Genomic DNA, 17,331 nt, shown 5'->3' with positions numbered 1-17,331 from the left:
GCGAGATACGAACTCGAATGTCATCGTGCATTCTCCGGCTGAGTGAGCGGTGCGGTCTCGCTCACCCAGCGAGGAGATTGTCATGTACGATCAGTCGTTGCCGCCTTTACCGTCGTGGCCGCCGCCGTCGTGATCGTCGTGGCCGTCATGATTGCGATCCTCGAACGCGCGGAAGGATGCGGCGATGCGCGCTTTAACCTGCGCCAAGAGCGATGGCGACGTCGCGAGCTTGGTCGGGTCGACGAGCGAGCCGTCGGCGTTCACGAGCCAGTTCTTGACCGGGACGTTGACGGTGATCGAAGTCGGCGTGCTGTCGGTGACGACGAGCGGCGTCGAGAACTGCACTTCGCTCTTGGCGTCCACCGCGATCGTGTCATCGAACGCCGTGCCGTCGAAGGTGCCCTTGAGCTCGACGCGCGACACGCGCAGCTCGAACTCGCGGAACGTGCCGGCCGGAATCGTGTTGGCTGGCAGCGTCACGAGTGTCGTGTCGAGCGGCAGGTTGACGTTGAACGGTCCGAGCTTGAGCTCGCCGCACGCGGCCGTACTCGGCGCCGCGGCCGGATGATCGTCATCGTTGTCGTTGTCGCCCGGGCAGTTGTCGCTCTCGGCGCGCTTGAGCTCCGCGCGCGCGACCGTCACGGTGACGGCGGTGAGGTTGAGCGTGTGGCCCCCGCTGGTGACGGGCACCGCGGCGAAGGATGCGCCGGTGGACGCCGTCGTGAACGCGAGTTGCGACGACGAATTGCCATTCACGCCGAGCGAGTTGTCGCTCGAGCAGGCGGCGGCGACCATGAGGCCGGCGGCCGCGACGCCGCTGAATGTTAGAGTTCTCAAACTACCCTGCATGGTTCGGTGCTCCCTTTGAGGTTGATGACGCAGTCATGCGAGTGCAGGGACACCCGTGCACCGCGCATTCCCCTATCATGTGCGGTGTATCACACGCGGTCGTATGGATGAGGTAATCGACCTAACTCGCGTCGCGAGGCGGGCATCGCGCGGGATGTGATGCCCGCCTTCGCGGACGAGATCCTTTCGTGTGAGCTGGGTCATGTAGCGAAACGCGCCGACCGCGCTCCGTTTTGCTACAGCGACGCACGGGCACACGGCGTGTGTGACGCGCGCCACAGGGGAACCGCCTGAAATGCGACAGCATTTATAAGTCGTGAATCCGTCCCCCATTCGCCGCGACATGTCGGACACGCTTCTCGTTCTTTCGCTCAGCGAGTCGTTCTCGGACTATTGGCCGCGCCTCGCGGCGGGCGCCGGACTTCGCTTCGAGGCGGCAGCCGACACGCACGCGTTCGCTCGTCACGACGCGATCGGCATCGTGGCGGCGGGCGGAGACGAGGAGCGCCTCGAGGGCGTATTTAGAGAACTGGAATCATCGGGCTGCGCGATCGCCGCGGTGGCGTCGCTGGCCGATCATCGCCTGGTCTCGCGTGTCTTGCGCGCCGGAGCGGCCGAGTTCTTCGTGCTGTCGCAGGACACGGCGGCACTTTCGGCGTGGGTGCTGACCGAACGCGAGGCACTCGCCGAGCGGCGATCGCGACAGTCGGTCGTCGTCGACGGCGCCATGTACGACTTCTCCGCGATTCTCGGAGACAGTCCGGTGATGAAGGCGGCGCTGGAGCAGGCCGCGCGGATCATTCCGCATCCCGGCGTGACGGCGCTCATCACCGGCGAAACGGGCACGGGCAAGGAGTTGCTCGCTCGCGCGCTGCACGACAACGGTCCGCGAAGCAGCGCGGCGTTCGTCGACGTCAATTGCGCCGCGATTCCCGAAGCTCTGCTCGAGGGCGAGCTGTTCGGTCACGAGCGCGGCGCGTTCACCGACGCCGTCGTCACGAAGCCGGGTCTGTTCGAGGTCGCGAACGGCGGGACGATCTTTCTCGACGAGATCGGACACTTGCCGTTGTCGCTGCAGGGCAAGCTCCTGCGCGCGCTCGAGGAGCGAAAGATTCGGCGCGTCGGCGGCACGAAGACGATTCCGATCGACGTCCGCGTGATCGCGGCGACGCATGTGAATCTCGCGCGCGCCGCACGGCGCGGTGAGTTTCGGCAGGATCTGTTCTACCGACTGAACGTCGTTCCCATCCACCTTCCGTCGCTGCGCGTTCGCGGCGACGACGTGACGCTTCTGGCGCGTCACTTTCTCGCGCGGTTCGCACGCGACTACAAGCTCGAGCGCGCCCGCTTCACACCGGCCGCGGAGCGGCTGCTGCGCAGGCGCGAGTGGCCCGGCAACGTGCGCGAGTTGCGCAACGTGATCGAGCGGACGGTATTGCTGGCGACGCATCCGCGGATCGACGCGGAGGACATTCGCGACGACGCCGAGATCACGCTCGCATCGAGGCCGACGCCGTCGCAGCAGCTGAGCGCGATCATTCGGAATGCCGTGCAGGAAACCGTCGAGCGATGCGGCGGCAACAAGAGCGACGCGGCACGGCGGCTCGGCATCTCTCGGACGCGGTTGCAGCGGTTGTTGCGGCGCGCGCAACGCGGGATGATGCCGATCGAGACGGTTCAACCAATTGAACCGTTTCGCGAGGTCACTGCACCGCAGTGATTGACCGCAAAAAAAAACCGGCCCATTGGGCCGGCGCGGAAAGACGGATTCACGAGCGATTCAGTTACACATCCATCCAGCTATAGTGCGCAAGCGCGCTCTGGCCGTTCGCGATGCACGCTTGCGCGTGCGGATGCAGGAACGCCGCGCTGGGATCCGCCTCGGGAAAATGCTCCAACCCTACGTCGTTCCGTAGGAAGAACGCGTTGAAGCCAAGGCACTGGCTGCCAACGTATCGATAGCCCTTCTCGGCGCCCAGTGCGATGAATGCGCCGAGCGATGCGCCTGCGCCGAAAATCCAGTCGCGCGGACCGTTGCCGGTGCGAAGCTCGAAGGCCGGCTCGTATTCCACCGTTTTGCGCGCGCGCGGACCCCAAGCCGTCTGGTACTCCAGGACGACGACACGCGGGCGGGCGGCGTCGAGCGCTTTCCAGATCCAGTAATCCATTCCGTCGAGATCGATGGAGAGCAGGTCGACGTCGCCGTCGAAGCCATTGGAACGGATCAGATCATTCACGTTTTCGGCGGTCACCCACGACGTCGCGAACCTTGGCGGCGAGCGGCGGGTACTCGGTAAATGTGCGTACACGCGCGCACCCGTCGATGTTTGACGAGCGTCACCGTCGACGAGCAGCGCCTGCCAGCCGTGATTGATGATGAGATTCGCGGAGTTGCATTCGATGCCGTCGCCGGCGCAGATCTCGATCGCGCGACGGCCGCCCATGCCGAGCACGCCGAAGAGCATGAGCAGAATCCCGTCCTCGCCGTTCTGTGAAAGAAAACGGCGCTCGGCATCGCTGAACGCTGGAAGCACGCCGCGCGCCGCCATCTCGCGATACTGAGTCAACAGTGCGTCCTGCAGCCCCGCTTCACGCGCGGCGTTGATCATCGCGGCGCGAAGGCGCGGACTGCGCGCGCCGAGTGCGCGCAGAAGTCGACGCATGAGCGTCACTTCATCATCTCGAGCAAAATGGAATGCGTTTCTTTGTCCGGCGCTCGCGCGACGGGCGTCAGTGTATCGGCAGCCGTTCGCGCCCGTGAGCCGTCACGCTCGGAAGCTCGGGCGGCAACTTGTTCGCCACGAGCCGAGTCGCGAATGCCGGCGAGTATACGCGCCGCGGCTGGGTGCGCCGAATGAGCACGGCACCGGCGTTCTCACTCCAGTTCGCGATGGCGGGAGCGAGGATCGCCGCGACGCGCTCGACATTCGCGGCGCGGGGCTGCACGGACATGGTGCTCCAGATCGAAAGCACCATCGCGTCGCCGTCGAAGTCGTCGACCGACGCGCCATGTTCGGTGATGATCGGATACTCGACCTTCCATACGCGCGGGAGCGGCGTGTCGGCCAACATGTGCGCCGGCGTGTGATTCATGTGCCGGCCGACGCTCATGTGCGCGAATCGGAAGATGTCGGCGGCATCTTCGAGAATGGCGTTCACCTGGTCGAGCGTGCCGGCGACCGCGATGAGTCGCGCGATGTCGCGTGCGCTGATCGTATCGCGAATGGCCCCGCGCATGCGCGAGCCGGCCGACACGACGACGGTGCCGGCCTCGAGGAATTCGTGATACTGCAGCCAGCGCACGCCGTACGCGAAGATGAAGAGCAGGATCGCGCCGCCGGCCGCGGCGATCGCGACCGTAGCCGCGGGCGGCGCAAACGTCACCGACAAGCCGAGTACGGCGACCGCCGCCACTTCTATATAGATGACGGCGGCTGCACGTTGCGGCGAAAGGCCCAGCGCGCGCAGCTGATGATGGATGTGGCGTCCGTCGGCGCGAGAGAGCGGATGTCCACGAAGCCAGCGGCGCAGCATCGAGATACCGGTATCGAGCAGCGGATACGACAGCGCGAAGATCGGTACGATGGCCAGCACCGTGCCGTCCAGGCGTGTCGCGCCCTTCACCGCGAGGAGCGCGAGTAGAAACCCAACGACGAGACTGCCCGAGTCGCCAAGGAAAATGCGGGCGGGCGTGAAATTGGATTTGAGAAAACCGAGCAGCGCGCCACTGAGTGCCATGCAGAAGAACGGCACCGTGGGATTGCCGAGCACGGCCGCGGCCGCGGTCACGGCCGCGAGCACGATGACGCCGACGCCCCCGGCAAGTCCATCGAGGCCGTCGACGAGATTGAACGCGTTCGACATGCCGACGAGCCACAGCACGGCGATCGGCATCTGCAACGCGTGCAGCTCGATGACGAAGTTCGGCGGAAACGCGACGCGCGGAATCGCAAAGCCCTGTTCGCAGACGATCAGCGCGCTGAGCGTCTGTCCGAGCAGCTTGACGACGGGCGGCACGCCGCGCAGGTCGTCGAGCAGTCCGATCGCGAAGAGAATGGCGCACGCGGCGAGTAGGGCGCCGGGATGCGTGGGCAGCGGACCGAGGCTGGAGATTCCGAGTCGTCCGACGACGGCGGCGAGACCAAGCACGCTCGCCATGCCGATGAAGACGGCGACGCCGCCGAGACGCGGGACGGCCTTGGAATGTCCGCGACGCTCTTCGTCGGGGAAATCGAGCAGCCGATGGCGCTCCGCGACACGCACGATCAACGGCACGGCGGCCGCCGAGAACGCGTACGCGAGGATGGCTACAAGAGAGAGCGCGAGAAACGTCATTACGCCCGCGGAGGGAATTGCGTGCGGCGCGCGTCAACGACCAACGTCGGTCATTCCAGGCCCGTCGAGCGACGGGCGGGCATTATGCCCCTCGGTCACAGACATTCGCAAGAGGTTGTCACGAAATGCCGCAGTTTCCGAGGGAAATATTAGTGTTTACGCATCAACAGTGGACATTCTGCCCGCTTGTCCCCGCCTCAGAGAGCAGGACCTATCACGTCGACGGATGGCTATCGAACGACGTATGGGCGCGGAACGAGCGGCGTCGCGCCCTGCATCGGCAACGAGAACGCCTCGGCGAGCATCCATCCGTGAATGGAGCGCAGCGTTTCGTCGAGCGAACGGCGCGGGCGCCAGCCGGCGAGCGCCTCGAGGCGCGCGATGTTGGGCACGCGGCGATCCATGTCCTCGAATCCCGGCGCGTACGCCTTGGCGTACGGCACGAACGTGATCTCGGACCCCGAGCCGGTCAATGCCCGAATACGTTCTGCCAGTTCTAGAATTGAAATTTCCTCATACGGATTTCCGACATTGAACACCTGCCCCGGCGCGGCCGGGTGCTCGGCGAGCAGCTGGATGGCGTCGACGACGTCGTCCACCGAACAGAAGCAGCGCTGCTGGCGGCCGTCCCCGAACACGGTGAGCGGCTCGCGCGCGATCGCCTGGCGCAGCAACCGCGGCACGACCATGCCGTATTCGCCGGACTGGCGCGGGCCGATCGTATTGAAGAAGCGAATCGGCACGACCGGCAGGTTGTACTCGCGAAAATACGCGAGGCCCAGAAACTCGTCGATCATCTTGCTGGCGGCGTACGCCCAGCGGCTCTTGTCCGTCGAGCCGAGGAGCACATCGTCGCATTCGGTGAACGGGAACTGCGTGCCCTTGCCGTAGACCTCGGACGTGCTCGCGATCAGCACGCGCGCACCGTACCGCATCGCCGCTTTCAGCACGGCCTCGGTGCCCATGATGTTCGTTTCGATGGTGCGCACCGGCTGCTCGACGATCAATCGCACGCCGACCGCGGCGGCCAGATGCACGATGATGTCGCTCTCCGACGCGAGCCGGTCGAGCACGAGCTCGTTGTCGATGCTCGACCGCGCGAAATGGAAGGACGGGTGGTCCTTCAGATGCGCGATGTTCTCGAGCCGCCCGGTCGACAGATCGTCGATGACGAGCACACGATGGCCGTGCTGCAACAACGCATCGGCCAGGCTGGAACCGATGAACCCGGCGCCGCCCGTGATCAGATAAGTGGCCATCTAACTGCGCGCCGACTCGTAGTTGTAGTAGTAATAGTTGTAGTACGACGATGTGTACTTGGCGACTTCCGCGTCCGGATCATTGAGCACGCTGCCGAGTACGCGCGCACCGACGGCGAACAGTTGCTGCACGGCCGCCTGCGCGGTGCCACGTTCGGTTCTGCCCGCGCGCACAACCAGCAGCACGCCGCCGGCCGTCGAGCCGAGGATGGCCGCGTCCGAGGCCAGGAGCAGCGGCGGTGTGTCGACGATGATCACGTTGTACGTCTTGGCCAGCGACTCCAGCAGCGCGCGTCCGGCTTCGCTGCCCAGAAGCTCCGTCGGGTTGGGCGGAATGGTTCCCGCCGGCAACACCGAGAGATTCACGACGCCGCTCTCGCGAATCGCTTCGGTCGGCGTCGCTTTGCCGAGGATCACGTCGGCGACGCCAGGCTGTGAGGAAACCTTAAATACCTTGTGCACGGTCGGACGCCGCAGATCGCAGTCCACGAGCAGGACGCGGAAGCCTTGTTGCGCGTACGTGATCGCGAGGTTCGTCGACGTGGTCGTCTTGCCTTCACCCGGGCACGCGCTCGTGACGACGAGGACCTTCGTGGTCGGCGCGAACGTCGAGAACATCAGATTCGTACGCAGCGTGCGATACGCCTCGGCGCCTGACGAGCCGGCCGCGGAGAGCGTCGCGAGCTCGGTCACCGCCGGCCGCCCGTGCCGAGTGGGGATGAGTCCAGTTCCCTGGCGGCGGTCCACGTTGCGCCGCCGATAGAACGCCGGCATGTCGTGCTTCACCTGCGGAATGAGGCCAAGCGTCGGGATGTGCAGCGCGTCGGAGAGTCCTTCGCGCCGGCGAATGACGGGCCGGCGATTCTCGAGGAGATACGCCGCGGAGCTGCCGAGCATCAAGCCGAGGATGAGCGCGAAGATCAGCGTCGTGCGACGCGACGCGCCGATCGGCGCGCGCGGCAGCGGAGCGCGATCGACGATCTCGACCTGGCCGGCTTCGACCGCTTCGTCCAACTGTGCGTGTTGCAGCTCGTCCTGCAACCGCTCGGCGCTCCGCTGGTAGGCCTCGACCTGGGCGCGCAGCGTCACCTCCTCTGCTTCGGCGCTGGGCAAGCGCGCCATCTCGGCGTCGGATTTCTGTCGCAGGTCGTCGAGTGCGGCGAGGCGTGCATCGACGGCGGTAATCTGGCCCTGCACCGCGCTCACGATCTTTTGCTGGGTGCCGACGATCATCGTGTCGAGTCGCCGTACGTCGGGGCTCGAGGCTGGGGTGCTCCACACGCCGGTCGTGAGCGAATCGCGGACGCCCTGCAGATGAAGCAGTTGCGAGAACAGCTGCCCGATGAGCGCGTTCTGCTGCAAGCCCGGCGACGACGCGACCGCGGCGAGATTATCCGTGCTCGTTCCCGATTTCTTCGACAACGCGCCGAGCAGCGATACGTACGTGTCGCGATCGCTCGCGAGCTCCTGGCGTCGCGTGTCGAGCGTGGACATCGCGGTTTGTTCGCCGCGGATCTTGTCCTGCGGGCTGTAGAGATGCTGGTGGCTTCGGAAATTGTTGAGGGCCAGCTGCGCCTCGGAGAGCTGCGCGTCGGCCTTGGCGAGTTGCCCTTCGACGAACTCGCGCCGGCGCACCGACTGCTGCTGCGCGGTGCGCGCGCTGAGCGCCTGGAACGACAGGATGGTGGAATTCACCACGCGCTGCGACACCGCCGGATCGGCCGAGGCGTAGTCGACGTCGATGATGTCCGTGCGATCGCGCACGGTGGCGCGGAGATTCCGGATGAAACCGTCGACGGCGGCATCGTTGGTCACGATCGCGAGGTCGGCGGTCTCGATCGACGGACGATGATCGACGACGAACGTGCCGCCGCCGATGTCGATCGGTGTGCCGTACGCGACGAGTCCGAGCTTGGACAGCTCGTCGATTCGCACGCCGGCCTTGTCGAATCGAAGATGCAGCAGGCGCGGCGCGGCATCGCGGCTCACCGCGACGTCGCGAATCACGCCGGGCGGCAGGGTGTGCGTCCCGGCTTGCAGGCGCAAACCTTCTTTCTGAACGACTTCGTCGGCAAGCGCGCGGCTCCGAAGCACCTGAATCTGCGACAGCACGGGGTCGGTGACCGCGCCGACTTTGTCCAATTCGTCATCGGCCAGGCCGCCGGAGATCGTGCGCCGGAGATTCGAAAGGCGAATGACGCCGGTGGCGCGATACACCGGCTTTTGTTGCAGGACGAGATAGGTGCCGATGCCGACCGTCGTTGCCGTCACGAGCAGCACGAGCCAGAAGCGGCGACGGACGAGCGCGACGACCTCGAGCACGGACGCCAGAAACGAGTCGCGATCGACGCCGTCGGCCGCCGCCTCGACGTTCGGCGAGTAGGTCGGCGGCAGAATGCGTTGCGGTGTGATGGGCGTATCGTTCATGGCTGTTAGCGCGAAAGCGTAATGATGATCGTCGTGATCGAGGCGAGGGCGGCGACGACGCCGCTGAGCGGTCCGATGACGTCGCGAAAGCGATTGGTGCGCTGCTCGACGACGATCTGATCGCCGGATTGGACGCGCATCTGCATTGCCGGACCGTTTGGCAGCGTCAGATCGAGATCCTGCAATGCGCCGCCGCGAATCAAATGAACGTGCTCGAGGTTGGCCACATCCGTCGGACCGCCGGCGAGCATGAGCGCCTGAGCGATCGTCGTCTCCGGCGGCAATGTCAGAAGATTCGGCTGTCGAACCTGACCGCTGACGCCGACGCGAAGCAGCGGCACGACGACGAATGCGGGATTCGTTTCATACTGCGCGAGAAAATCGCGGATTCTGCCTTCGGCGACCGGAAGCGGTACGCCGCCGACCTTCACGACGCGATACAACGGATGCACGAGCGAGCCGTCGCCCGCCACAGGAAAGTCGCCGGAGAACTCGGGGTGTCGCCACACCGCAATTCGGAGCACATCGCCGGGGTTCAGCGTGACCATTGGCGGCGCGGCCACCTGAGCGGTTATCGGGCGCCAAGCCGTCAGCAGGGAGACGACGAGGAAGCTCAAACTAAACAAAGGCATCAAAGATCTCTTGGCGCGCCGAGCGTTGACCGTCAACGGAGTCGCAACCCATGAATCGGCACGACCTTCGGGCCCACGAATGTAACAGGTGCGCATGAAGCAACCAGCCTCAAAATGTTCCGGCGGCGACAGACGTCCGCATCTCGTCCACGGGAACGAGCGGAGTGCCAAGTACGTCGCCATAAATCCGAAGGGTTTTATGAGTCATGATGTCCGAACTGAACTGAGTCCGTGCTCTGGCGAGCGCTGCCATACTGTACGACGCCCTCAACTCGGAATTCGTCAACACCCGGTCGATCGCTTTTGCCAATGCCGCGGCATCGCATGGTGCGACCGTGATTCCCGTCTGGCCGTCGAGCGAGACCGTCGGCACGCCGGAGTCCAATCGCGTGTTGATGACCGGCGTGCCGCACGCGAGCGCCTCGATCTGAACGATGCCGAAGGCCTCGTTGCGGCTGATCGACGAGAGGACAAAGACATCCGCCGCCTGAAGATGACTCGTGACGTCGGCCACGTGTCCGGCGAGAACGACCCGATCCTCGAGGCCGTGGCGCCGAATCCGCTCGGTGAGCTCCGAATGAAGCGGACCCTCGCCGATGATGACCAGGGAGCCGCGCACCGCGCGCATGGCGTCGATGAGAAACTCGAAACCCTTGTACCCGACGAGTCGGCCAACGCCCACGACGAGCGGCGTGCCGTGTCGCGCGCGGATGCCGGCGATCGCGCCTTCGTCGCGGCGCTCGAACGGCTCGAGCCGCGTTCCGAATGGCACGACTCGGCACTTGTCGCGAACGGCGCGCAACACCGGCGATGCGTCGATGAGCGCTTCGCTCGACACGATGATCGCCGACGCGCGGCGCAGCACGCGGCGCACGAGCGGCTCGATCGCGCGGCCAAGCACGCGCTGTCTGACGATGTCGCTGTGATACGTGACGACGAGCGGGCCGCGGTGTCCGCTCATGAGGTACGCCAGAGCCGCCGGCGGATTCGGAAGATGCAGGTGCACGACGTCGGGCTCTGCGGCGCGAATCTCGGCGGGCATCGACGGACAGAACGACGCGCCGGCGATCGCGACCGCCGTCGCCGCGCGAGTGACGGGGATTCCGTTGTACGTCGCGCGCTGAGTCTTTCGTCCGCGCGCCGCCACCAGCACGCGCACGTCCATCGTGGCCGAGAGCTCTTCGCAGAGCACCTGGAGGTGTGTCTCCATGCCGCCCGGTTCGGGCGCATAGAACTTTCCGACATGCAGTACGCGCATCCGTGCCTGAGTCATGCGTTCAGAATTTTCTCATACACGGCCGCCGTTCGACGCGCGTACTCGGTCCAGCTGAATTGGGTCGCTTGGGCGATGCACGCCGTGCGCCGCGCGGCCCATCGTTCCGGGTGCGCCTGACGTTCGTCGGCGAGCTGGAGGATTGCACTCGTCCAGCGCGCGACGTCGCCGACCGGCTCATACCGCGCCGCGTCGCCCCCGATTTCGCGAAGGACCGCGAGATCACTCGCGATCACGGGCGTGGCCGACGCCATTGCCTCCACGATGGGAAAGCCGAATCCTTCCGCACTCGACGGCAGCAGGACCATCGCGCACCGGCGGTACAGCGCCGCGAGCGTACGCCGGCTCAACTCGGGCACGTCGACGATGGCGTCTCGCACGCCAAGTTTGGTCGCGTGCACCGATTGTGCGTGCGTCAGCGCTCCGCCGGCGCGGATCAATCGCGCGTCAGGATGAGTGCGTCGAACGCCGGCGAGTATTTCGATGAGTGTGTCGATACGCTTGCGGTCGATCGTGCTGCCCACGTGCAGCAAGTCGAGCGGATTCGTTCCATGCCCAACCGCGGGCAGATGCCGGTCCAGGTCGGCGTCGGCGGCATCATCGGGTGCCGGCGAGAACACTGGATGCGCGCCGAGCCAGATGACGTCGATGCGCGCCGGTGCAACGATGCCAAATTCGAGCAGTGCGTCGCGCGTCGCGGCGCTGTCGCAAATGACGCGCGTGGCGGCCGCGAGTCCATCACCAACGCGCCGTGCGATCGATGCGAGCAATCGCCCGCGCGGGCTACGAGACGAACCCAGGAGAGGCCGCAGCGCATCCACGTCGTGACATGTCACGACGGTGCGACCGCGCGGCAGTCGTTCGGCGAGATGTGCGTAGCTGTGATCGACGATGTGAAACAGCTCGAATTGACTGGCGCGCCGTTCGAGCCATGCCGGATAATCGACGAACCGGTTGATGACGCGATCGATCATGTCCGGCGACGAACGGCCGCGCGTGAACGGAAGACGTGTCATGCGGCGCCGGAGCGAAGGGCGCAGCAACGCCGGCTGTACGCCGCCGAACGCCGCGAGCTCGGTCACGAGCATCTCGGCGACGAGATCCATGCTGTACCAACGCTCCTCGCGCAGGTCGGCGACGATGCCGACGCGCGGCGCGTGCGTTGGCACGAGCTCAGTCGACCGTGACGGAAGCGGCGGCGCGTGTATCGAGGATTTCATCGAAGAGCGCAATGTGCGCGCGGGCGATCACGGGCCACGAATAGACGCGATGCGCGCGTTCGAGTCCGCGTTCACTCAGCTCGCGACGGCGTTCGGGCGAGGAAAGCAGGGTCGCGATGGCGTGCGTCCATTTGTCGAGCAAAGCTTCGGGAAGGACGATGCCGGCGTCGGCGACGACGTGCGGAATTTCACCGCTGTCGCTCGAGATGACCGGTACGCCGGTGGCGAACGCCTCGATGATCATGCGACCTTGCTGCTCACGCCAGCGCCGTCCCGTTTGACTTGGCGCGCACAAAACGTCCATCGCCGAGAGGTGCGCGGGAACGGCGTCGTGCGGTACGCCAGTCACGACGCGAACGCGATCGCCGTGCTGAGCGGCCCAGTCGCGCAGCTGCCGTTCCATCGGACCGCCGCCGACGAACATCGCGCGCCACGGAGTTTCAACCGCGTCGAGCGCGCGCATGAGCAGCGGAAGTCCCTTCTCCGCGACGAATCGTCCGAGGTAGCCGATGACCGGAATCTCATCGTTCCAATCGAGTCGCTCGCGAATGCGACGGCGTGCACTCGCGTTGTGTTGGAAATGCTCAACGTCGACGCCGAGTGGAATGACGCGATGCGGTTTCGCGGCGTAGCCTCGCGGTCCGAGGGCGTCGACGACTGACTGGCCGCATGCCATCCACGCCGCGCATCGATCGACGCAGTAGCGTTCGACGAACGAAAACGGCGGCGGATATCGCTTGGGCAAATTCTGCGCGGTCCAGAAGACGAACGGGGTGTCCGGCGGTGTCCAGCGCGCAATTTGGCCGGCGCTCAAGACGTACGGTTCTTCCCAGCAATGCACGATGTCCCAGCGGCGCTGGAGAATTTCCTTGAGCCGACGTCCGTACAACATCGAGTGCGCGCGGCGGGTGAAGTGCAGCGGGACGGTTTCGAGGTCGCACGCTTCGCCCTCGTACGGCTCGACGGAGATTGGGCGAAGGTCGCCGTGCAGAAACGCCGGCGAGACCGCGGTCACCTCCCACTCGTCGCCGACGCGCGCCATCTCGTGCGCGAGCCGGCGATTGAGCGCGACCACGTACGAGTGCGCGATCGAGACGAGCCGCTTTCGCTTCACGACGTGCTCCGCCGCATACGCGCGAGCTCGGCGTAGTACTCGCGATAATTCGCCGCAACCGTCTGCACGGAATAATCGCGAACGCGCATCAATCCACGTCGCGCAAGCTCCATGCGAAGGTCCGGGCTGTGGAGCAGTTCCGTGAGCGTTCGTGCATAGGCCGCGGCGTCCGCTTCCGGCACGACTCGCCCTGCGTCGCCGATGACGAACGGGATTTCGCCGGAATCGCTCCCGACGACGGGAACGCCGCACGCGAACGCCTCGATCACCATGCGTCCAAACTGCTCTTTCCATTGCGACGTCGTGAGACTCGGGGCCACGAGCACGTCCATGGCGCCGAGGTATCGCTGAATCTCGTCGTGTCGCGTGAGCTTGATGCAGATGCGATCGCTCCAGCCGCGTCGCGCGGCCCAGGCGCGCAGCTTGCGCTCGTACGGTCCGCTGCCGACGAACAACGCGTTCCACGGCGTATTCGCCGGCAACATCTCGAGCGCGCGCATGAGCACATCGAGTCCTTTCTCGCGCGTCAGTCGTCCGACGAAGCCGATGATCGGCGCCGTGAGCCCAAGCTCGTGGCGGACGGCCGCGCGCTCATCGGGCGACAACGGTCGAAAGCGCTCGGTGTCCACGGCGAGGGTGAGAATCCGTCCGCGCTCCGCCGGATATCGCCGCTCGAGCATCGCGCGATACACGAGATTGCCGCCGGCGATCCACCCGTCCGCGCGGCGGAGGACGCGCCGCTCGAAACCGGAGAACGGCGGCGGATAACGTTTCACGAGACTTTGCGCCGTGCGAAAGCAGAACGCCGCGTTCGTGCGCTCGACCGCGCGCGCGATCTGGTAGCCCGCGAGGATGTATGGCTCCTCCCAGGCGTGCACGACGTCGAAATCGCCTTCGAACATCAAGCGGCGAAGCGTCGCGCCGTTGTAGCCGAAGACGTGGATGAAGCGCGTGCGCGCGGCAGCGAGCGGCCGCAGCGTGATCGGTGATCCGCTCGGCTCGGGGTCGATGCGAAGCGGGCGGAGGTCGCCGTCGAAGGCCGCGGGTGCACCAACCGTGACCTCGAATGCCGGATCACGCGCGACCTCGCGTGCGATCGCGCGATTCACGCCCACCGTGTACGAGTGGCCGATGGTGAGAATGCGCAGTGGCCGGCCCGACGCTGCCGTGTCAGTCATGACCCGACGCCGCCCATCGCAACGCGCCGCGAGGCGCGAGCACGTGCGCATCGATCGCGGGGGCCTCGACCGCGAACAGCACGTTCTCCTGCTCGCGCACCTCGTCGTGTTGCACACTCTGCAGCTCGCCGTCGCGAACGACCCACGCGGCGTAGCCAAGGCCATCGACGAGGTACTTCCACGTCTCGGCGTGATCGTAGCCAAATCGGCTGGCGGTCTCGCGGCACACTTCGACGAAAACAACCGGACGATCGCGCTCGAGGATCTGCTGCATCCCGTGCAGCGCCTGTAGTTCGGCGCCTTCGACGTCGAGCTTCACGAGGTGAACGCGCGTGATGTCTCGCTGCGCACAATAGTCGTCCAGGCGAATTGCGGATGCGGTGAAGGAGCTCGTCGAGTCGCGAACTCCGGCGCTGTACGCGCCGGCGTTGTTTTCCTGATCGTCAGCAAGACCGAGCGTCAGCTCGGTGGATTCATTCCAGAGCGCGACTCGATTGGCATGCACGTTCGTGAGCCCGTTCGCTCTGACGTGCGCGGTGAGTCGCTCGAACGTATGGGGCACCGGTTCGAAGCTGTGCACGCTTCCGGTCGCGCCGACACCGAACGCGGCGAGAAGCGTGTACTGACCAACGTTGGCCCCGCCGTCGACGACGGTCATTCCGGGCCGCAGCAACCTCACGAACAAGCTCGCGAGCACCGGCTCGTACACACCGAAAAAGAAGATCTGCCGCTGAACGTGATCGCGGAGATCGCACGACACGCGGCAGCCGTTCGGCAGCACGGTCGCGATCGGCGTCGCCTCGGCGAGTGCGGGGCCCAGGTGTTCCACAGTGCGGTAGAACCAACCCGACGCTCGCCCGGTGCGCGCCCATGCGCGCAACGCTGCGCGCGTGCCGCGACGAAGCACGACGTTCACGCCGAAACCCGTGCGATCATGCGTATCTCGCGTGTGGCGTCAGCGCGCACTCTTCGTCTCCACGCCAACCTCGCGAACCACATCGAGCAGCGACGCCGACTCTTCGGGCACCGCGACGACGTACGCGTCCCAGGGCGCCGTCTCGACATCGCTCGACGAGCCGACAACGGCGGCGACGTATCGCGCGTCACGCAGCGCTGCCGCGACTGGAGCGTTCGTTCCGTGAAGCTCGACGAGCAACACGGGTCGCGCGCTGGCGATGAGCCGGCGCGCACCTTCGAGAACATCAACCTCCGCGCCTTCGACGTCGATCTTCATGAGATTCGGCGGCGCGAGCACACCCTCGGCGAACAGTGAATCCAGCGCGCGCGTTGGGACTCGCGTGACACCGATTTGCATATTCGTCGTCGGCGAGATGCTCGCGAGCCGGCCAAGCGTTGGATCTGCCGAGACCAGAAACTCGGCCGTTCCATCGCTCGCGGCAGCTGCCTCCGAGCGCACTGTCACATGCATGAAACCGTTGGCGTGAGCATTCGCTCGAATGCGAGATGCGTTATCGGATGACGCTTCGACTGCAATCACACATCCCTTCGGGCCAACGAGCCGGGCGGCGATGAGCGTGAAGAATCCGATGTTGGCGCCGACGTCGATCACGGTGTCGCCGGGCGAGACAAGCCGCGCGAAGAGTCGTTGGATGGCGGGCTCCGTCGTGCCGAGCAGATAGCCGGCGTTCGCGCCGGAGGCATCGATGTGCAGTCCGCGCCCGACACCATGCTCGATGATGCCCGCCCGATCGACCGCGCGTTTCCTCGCCCAGCGATACGCAGCGCCCAAGACGGGATGCTTCCATTGCAGCGCGGCGATCGACGACGCCCATCGCGGCGGAATGAGCCGCGCGACGCGTAGAGTGAGGTTCACGGCGCCGATCCCGCGCGCTGAGCCGCCGCGGCGCGCAATGCACGAATCGTGTGCGAAACGTCGAATCGTGCTCGATACAGCGTCGCGCCGCGATCGGCGAGCGCAGCTGCCGTCTCGGGCGCGTTCAAGAGTGCATCGACACGTGATGCCAGCGCGCGCGACGTCGCCTCGACGTCTTCGGCAGGCACGAGCGAGACTGCATCGCTCGTTTGCCACATCGCCTCCGAGAGACGGCCCACCGTGCTGACGACGGGGCGTCCCAACGCGAGACCGGCAAGCGCCGACGCGCGGCGTCCGCTGATGCCGTCTTCATATGGTTGCACCAACAGGTCGCACGCGCTGAGGACGCGCGCCGCGTCGGTGGCGCTCACGGCGCCGCGCGCGATCACGCGGGGCGCGAGGTTCGGGTCTGACGCGACGAGACGATCCCGGAATGCGTCGCTGCCGCGGCCGACGAGCAGCATGACGCGGTCCGAATCGCCGGCCAGAAGTTCAGGCACGAGACGCCGCATCAACCGATTGTGATACTGACCGAAGGTGCCGAAGTGGCCGATCAAGCGCAGCGGTGGCGCTCCCAGCCGAGAACGCGCGGCGTGGCGTTCGTCATTCGACACGTCGCAATCAATGTTGCTTGGCACGGGCATCCACGCACACGCGTCGGCCTTGCGGCCGGCGACGCGGCGCAAGACGGTCTTCCACGCCGCGGTCGGGATGAACGAATGCGCCGATGCGCGTTCGACGATCGCCGCCATCGCGTGCGTGACGAGTCCGAGCGCCTGATGGCGCAATCGTGCACCCGACTGTATCGGAAATGCCACTTCATGAAACACGACGAACGGTCGGCGTGCACGCCGACGCCACAGCCACAGACAGAACGACACGTTCATCGCTCGGCGACCGAAGGCGTGGGGGACGTACTGCACGAGCAACTGGGGTGAACCGCCGTGCGTGTCGAGATACGCATCGATTGCGCGCAGCGATCGGAGGCCGAATCGATCGGGGAGTCGCCGCACCTCGACGTCTTTGTCGCTCGGGTCCGCGCCTGGCGCCGGTGGCGCGAAGACCGTCACGCTGTCGCCGGCGGCCACAAGTCCGCGTGCAATCAGGCGCGAGTAGTCGGCGACTCCACCCGGTTGCGGCGGATACTCCCCGGTGATGATCACCCACCGCCGCGATATCGCTTGGCTACTGGTTGCCATGGGACCGGCGG

14 protein-coding genes are annotated in these 17,331 nt (G+C 65.8%); 1 reads left to right on the top strand and 13 read right to left on the bottom strand.

Annotation, left to right across the window (positions count from 1 at the left end):
* Nucleotides 1-90: 90 nt before the first annotated feature.
* On the bottom strand, nt 91-849 hold the full coding sequence (locus VN706_14350) for a hypothetical protein (protein ID HXT16816.1): 759 nt from the start codon (nt 847-849) through the stop codon (nt 91-93).
* A 343-nt stretch (nt 850-1,192) separates the two neighbouring features.
* Between VN706_14350 and VN706_14345 the strand changes: the two genes are divergently transcribed.
* Nucleotides 1,193-2,569, top strand: coding sequence for a sigma 54-interacting transcriptional regulator (locus VN706_14345; protein HXT16815.1), 1,377 nt, complete (start codon nt 1,193-1,195; stop codon nt 2,567-2,569).
* A gap of 64 nt (nt 2,570-2,633) precedes the next feature.
* Here VN706_14345 and VN706_14340 read toward each other — a convergent pair whose 3' ends face one another.
* The 12 genes from VN706_14340 to VN706_14285 form a co-directional block, all read right to left on the bottom strand.
* Complete coding sequence (locus VN706_14340; protein HXT16814.1) at nt 2,634-3,512, bottom strand: hypothetical protein; 879 nt, start codon at nt 3,510-3,512, stop codon at nt 2,634-2,636.
* 67 nt (nt 3,513-3,579) lie between these two features.
* The gene (locus tag VN706_14335; GenBank protein HXT16813.1) at nt 3,580-5,184 is read right to left on the bottom strand and encodes an MraY family glycosyltransferase; all 1,605 of its coding nucleotides are present in this window, start codon (nt 5,182-5,184) and stop codon (nt 3,580-3,582) included.
* A 230-nt stretch (nt 5,185-5,414) separates the two neighbouring features.
* On the bottom strand, nt 5,415-6,443 hold the full coding sequence (locus tag VN706_14330) for an NAD-dependent epimerase/dehydratase family protein (protein ID HXT16812.1): 1,029 nt from the start codon (nt 6,441-6,443) through the stop codon (nt 5,415-5,417).
* Nucleotides 6,444-8,870 carry a polysaccharide biosynthesis tyrosine autokinase gene (locus VN706_14325; protein HXT16811.1) on the bottom strand — a complete coding sequence of 809 codons (2,427 nt, stop codon included), beginning with the start codon at nt 8,868-8,870 and terminating at the stop codon, nt 6,444-6,446.
* Between the two features lie 5 nt (nt 8,871-8,875).
* Nucleotides 8,876-9,502, bottom strand: a complete 627-nt coding sequence (locus VN706_14320; GenBank protein ID HXT16810.1) for a polysaccharide biosynthesis/export family protein — start codon at nt 9,500-9,502, stop codon at nt 8,876-8,878.
* Nucleotides 9,503-9,611: 109 nt separating this feature from the next.
* Nucleotides 9,612-10,760: a glycosyltransferase gene (locus tag VN706_14315; GenBank protein ID HXT16809.1), complete on the bottom strand. Its 1,149-nt coding sequence runs from the start codon at nt 10,758-10,760 to the stop codon at nt 9,612-9,614.
* 11 nt (nt 10,761-10,771) lie between these two features.
* Nucleotides 10,772-11,944 (bottom strand): glycosyltransferase family 1 protein, encoded by a 1,173-nt coding sequence (locus VN706_14310; GenBank protein ID HXT16808.1) that lies wholly within the window; start codon nt 11,942-11,944, stop codon nt 10,772-10,774.
* Nucleotides 11,945-11,948: 4 nt separating this feature from the next.
* Nucleotides 11,949-13,109: a glycosyltransferase family 4 protein gene (locus VN706_14305; protein ID HXT16807.1), complete on the bottom strand. Its 1,161-nt coding sequence runs from the start codon at nt 13,107-13,109 to the stop codon at nt 11,949-11,951.
* The gene (locus VN706_14300) at nt 13,106-14,287 is read right to left on the bottom strand and encodes a glycosyltransferase family 4 protein (GenBank protein ID HXT16806.1); all 1,182 of its coding nucleotides are present in this window, start codon (nt 14,285-14,287) and stop codon (nt 13,106-13,108) included. The genes VN706_14305 and VN706_14300 overlap by 4 nt, the downstream gene beginning before the upstream one ends.
* Entirely contained in the window at nt 14,280-15,203 is a 924-nt protein-coding gene (locus VN706_14295) for an FkbM family methyltransferase (GenBank protein ID HXT16805.1), read from the bottom strand. The genes VN706_14300 and VN706_14295 overlap by 8 nt, the downstream gene beginning before the upstream one ends.
* 39 nt (nt 15,204-15,242) lie before the next feature.
* Complete coding sequence (locus tag VN706_14290; GenBank protein HXT16804.1) at nt 15,243-16,121, bottom strand: FkbM family methyltransferase; 879 nt, start codon at nt 16,119-16,121, stop codon at nt 15,243-15,245.
* Entirely contained in the window at nt 16,118-17,320 is a 1,203-nt protein-coding gene (locus VN706_14285; GenBank protein ID HXT16803.1) for a glycosyltransferase family 4 protein, read from the bottom strand. The genes VN706_14290 and VN706_14285 overlap by 4 nt, the downstream gene beginning before the upstream one ends.
* Nucleotides 17,321-17,331 lie beyond the last annotated feature (11 nt).

The organism is Gemmatimonadaceae bacterium (assembly GCA_035606695.1).
In the GTDB taxonomy this organism is placed as follows: Bacteria; Gemmatimonadota; Gemmatimonadetes; order Gemmatimonadales; family Gemmatimonadaceae; genus JAQBQB01.
The sequence above is the reverse complement of the archived record's forward strand: the minus strand, read 5'-3'. Positions and strand labels throughout refer to the sequence as shown.